Source organism: Rhizobacter sp., assembly GCF_031412495.1.
GTDB lineage: Bacteria > Pseudomonadota > Gammaproteobacteria > Burkholderiales > Burkholderiaceae_C > Schlegelella_A.
In genome coordinates this window covers 1-3785 of the sequence record NZ_JANODC010000355.1, presented here as the reverse complement: position 1 = coordinate 3785, position 3785 = coordinate 1, and the positions used below count along the sequence as shown (strand labels likewise).

4 protein-coding genes are annotated in these 3785 nt (G+C 72.0%); 2 read left to right on the top strand and 2 right to left on the bottom strand.

Annotation, left to right across the window (positions count from 1 at the left end):
• Nucleotides 1-71: 71 nt before the first annotated feature.
• Nucleotides 72-836, bottom strand: a complete 765-nt coding sequence (locus tag AC30N0_RS12990; RefSeq protein ID WP_489518329.1) for an aldolase — start codon at nucleotides 834-836, stop codon at nucleotides 72-74.
• Nucleotides 833-1864, bottom strand: coding sequence for a TRAP transporter substrate-binding protein (locus AC30N0_RS12985; protein ID WP_489518328.1), 1032 nt, complete (start codon nucleotides 1862-1864; stop codon nucleotides 833-835). The genes AC30N0_RS12990 and AC30N0_RS12985 overlap by 4 nt, the downstream gene beginning before the upstream one ends.
• 133 nt (nucleotides 1865-1997) lie before the next feature.
• On the opposite strand from AC30N0_RS12985, the gene AC30N0_RS12980 reads away from it, so the two are divergent.
• Both AC30N0_RS12980 and AC30N0_RS12975 read left to right on the top strand, forming a co-directional pair.
• On the top strand, nucleotides 1998-2921 hold the full coding sequence (locus AC30N0_RS12980) for an NAD(P)-dependent oxidoreductase (RefSeq protein WP_489518327.1): 924 nt from the start codon (nucleotides 1998-2000) through the stop codon (nucleotides 2919-2921).
• Nucleotides 2922-3785, top strand: an 864-nt coding sequence (locus tag AC30N0_RS12975) for an NAD-dependent epimerase/dehydratase family protein (protein ID WP_489518326.1), incomplete at its 3' end; no start/stop codon positions are given.

Below are 3785 nucleotides of genomic sequence, written 5' to 3'. Positions count from 1 at the left end.
CATCAGCACGAACAGGACGGACGCCGAGGTGACACCCAGGACCGTCTCGAGCCAGCGGCCGAGGCGGGCCTTCATCCGGCGCGGCGTCGCTCGGCGCGGCGCGACCAGGCGGCGAAGGTCGCGTTCATGATCCTGTCGGTGCGCAGGAAGTCGCGGGCCCGGCGCGCTTCGCCGGCGTCGATGGGCTTCGACCCACCGACGACGGCCGCATCGAGCTGCTGGCGCGCCATGCGCTCCATGAACACCGCCAGGAACGCCGCTTCGGCGACCGTGCGCCCGGCCGCCAGCAAGCCGTGGTGGGCGAGCAGCATTGCGTGCTTGCCGCCGAGGCCCGCCGCGATCACCTCGCCTTCGCGATCGGCGGTCGGCAGGCCGGGCCAGTCGGGCAGGAAGGCGATGTCGTCGAACAGCGGTGTCGCGTCCATGTGGGCGACGATGAGCGGCTGCTCGGCGGCGCAGAGCGCCGACGCCGCGGGCGGGTGCGTGTGCACGATGGAGCGCACGTCCGGCCGGGCCCGGTAGACCCAGAGGTGGAAGCGCGTCGCCGGATTCGGCTCGCGAATGCCGAACGAGCCATCGCCCTCGAGCACGTCGAGGGCGTCGTCGATGAGCAGCCAGGACGCCGGCTCGGCCTCGTCGAAGGCCAGGCCGAGCGGCAAGGTCCAGAAGGTGCCGTCGGCCGGCCCGCGTGCCGTCAGCTGGCCGGCGAGCCCGGACTCGTGGCCTTCGTCGGCCAGGATCCAGGCGCAGCGCGTGAGCGCCGGGCGCGGGTCGGCGTCCGTTCCCACGTGCACGGCTGCCGCGCCCGGCGGCCGGCTGATGACCGCACTGCTCACTTGGCCGCGGCGACCTTCTTCAGCTCGTCCTGGTACTCGGCCCAGGCCTTGGCGCCGTCGACCCCCTTGGCGTTGGCCGACTTGATCCAGTCCTGGACCAGCGGCTCGGTGCGCTTGCGCACGTCGGCGACGAAAGCCGGGCTGGCTTCGATGATGCTGACATTGGCCGCCTTGAGGGCGTCGATGCCGCCGCGGTCGGCGGTGTCCCACGAGCGGCCCGCCAGCGTTGCGAGCGCTTCGCCGGAGACGGACAGGATCGCGTCCTGATCCTGCTTCGGCAGCTTGTTCCACTTGTCCTCGTTCATGAAGAAGCCGAACGAAGACGAGTAGAAGCCGCCCGGGAAGTAGGTCGCGTACTTGACGACCTTGTCGAGGTTGAAGGACTTGATGGATTCGCTCGGGAAGAAGGTGCCGTCGGCGACGCCCGACGACAGCAGCTCGTAGGACTCGGGCGCCGGCTTGACCAGCGGCGAAGCCCCGAGGGCCCGGGCCGCCGCTTCCGAGATGCCGCCGCCGCTGCGGATCTTCATGCCGGCGAGGTCGGCGACGGAGGTGACCTGCTTCTTGACCGTGAACATCTGGCCCGGCCCGTGCGTGAATACGCCGAGCAGCTTCACCCCCTTGTATTCGTTGACCGGCTGGAAGTACTTCCAGTGGATGCGCGAGAAGGCGACCGAGTTGATCTCGGCGGTCGCGCCCGCGCCCGGCAGCTCGGCCATGAGCGGCAGCGGATGGCGCGCCGGCGTGTAGCTGGCGGTCACGAAGGAGACGTCGACGAGCCCGTCGCGCACGGCGTCGAAGGTGCCCTGCGGCGCCGACGGATGCTTCGGCAGCATGGTGAACTTGACCCGGCCGTTGGTCGCCTTCTCGACGTTCTGGGCCCAGGCGGCGAGCACGTCGCGCGTCAGCGAGTGCGTCGGCGGGACCCAGCTGGACATCGTCAACGTCGTCTGCGCCGAGGCGCCGGCGCCGAAGCCGGCGAGAACGATGGCCGCAGCCAGCGAAGCGATGATGCGAATTGACTTCATAGGGATCGTCTCCTGAGGCGCGCGGGCCGAAAGCAGCGAAAAGTGTATCGTTCTCCGACGCTCCGGGCGGCCGTCGGCACAGTAGCTTGCCGGCTGGCACCGACCGGCCGCGCTCTCGTTAACCCTGAACGTCATGCCTTCCGCCAGCGCCACCCTCGGCTTCATCGGCCTCGGCGTCATGGGCCGGCCGATGGTCTCGCACCTCGCCGCCGCCGGTCACGCCGTGATCCTCCACGACCGCGCCGCCGGCCTCGCCGAGGAGATCGCCGCCTCGCTGCGCACCGCCCGGGTCGCGCCGACGCCAGCGGCGCTCGCGTCGGAGTGCGACGTCGTCGTCACGATGGTGCCGAACGGCAGCGTCGTGCGCGAGCTCGTCGTCGGCCGGCACGGCCTGCTCGAGGGGCTGCGACCCGGCTCGCTGCTGCTCGACACGTCCTCGTCGGAGCCGTGGCTGACCGAGGAGTCCGGCCGCCTGCTCGGCGCAGCCGGCGTGGCCATGGTTGACGCGCCGGTCTCGGGCGCGCAGTGGGGCGCCGAGGCCGCCGAGCTGGTCTTCATGTGCGGCGGCGCGAGCGCGGACCTCGAGCGCGTCCGCCCGCTGCTGGCGGTGATGGGCAAGGAGGTGTTCCACCTCGGGCCGCTCGGCGCCGGCCATGCCATGAAGTGCCTCAACAACCTGGTCACGGCGATGAACCTGCTCGCCGTCACCGAGGGCCTGGCGATCGGCAAGCGCTACGGGCTCGATCCGTCGGCGATGGTCGACGTGCTCGACCGCTCGACCGGGATGTCGTGGGTCTCGCAGACGCACCTTCGCCAGCGCGTCATCAGCCGCAGCTTCGACGACCCGTTCAAGCTCGCCCTGATGGTCAAGGACATCGGCATCGCCATGCAGCTGGCGCGCAGCGAGAACGTGCCGGCACCGCTCTCGGCCGTCGGCCAGGAGCTGTGGCGCGCCGCCGCGCTGGACGCCGCGCCCGACGCCAGCGTCAGCGAGCTGGCGCGCTGGGTCGAGCGGATGGCGAAGACCGAGATCACGGCCGGCAGCGGCGGGGCCTGAATGCGGATCCTGGTCACCGGTGCGGACGGCTTCATCGGCAGCGCCCTGGTCGCCGCACTCGCCAGCGCGCACGAGGTCCGCGCGACCGACCGCCGCGACGGCGACATCGCCGACCCCGGGCACGTCGCCGGGCTGTTCGCGCGCCGGGTCGACCGCATCTTCCACCTCGCCGGCCTGCCTAGCGGCGCGACGGAGGCGGACTACGCCGGCGGGCACCGCGTCAACGTCGGTTCGACCACCCTGCTGCTCCGCCGGTGCCGCCTGCAGGTCGAGCGGGGCGGCCCGTTGCCGCGCCTCGTCTATGCCAGTTCGATCGCCGTCTTCGGCGTGCCCCTGCCCGCGCGCATCGACGACGCGACGGTGCCGGCACCCTCGCTCAGCTACGGCATGCAGAAGCGCACCAGCGAGCTGCTGATCGACGACGCGAGTCGGCGCGGCGACGTCGACGGCCGCTCGCTGCGCCTGGCGGGCGTCGTCGTCCGCCGTTCGGCGCCGAACGGCGCCCTTTCCGCCTTCAACAGCGACCTGATCCGCGAACCGCTCTCCGGCCGCGACTACGTCTGCCCGGTCGGCCCGGCGGCGACGATCTGGATCACGTCGCTGCGCAGCGCGGTGGTCAACCTGCTCCGCCTGGCCGACGTCGACGCCACCAGGCTGGGTGCCGACCGCGCCGTCACGGCGCCGTCTCTGGCGGTCTCGGTCGCCGACATCGTCGCGGCCATGGGCCGCGTCGACCCGGCCGCCGCGGCGCGCGTCCGCCACGATCCGCAGCCGCAGATCGAAGCGCAGTTCGCCCGCTGGCCGATCGACTGCTCGTTCGCCCGCGCCGAGTCGCTCGGGCTCCGCACCGACGCGTCGCTCGAT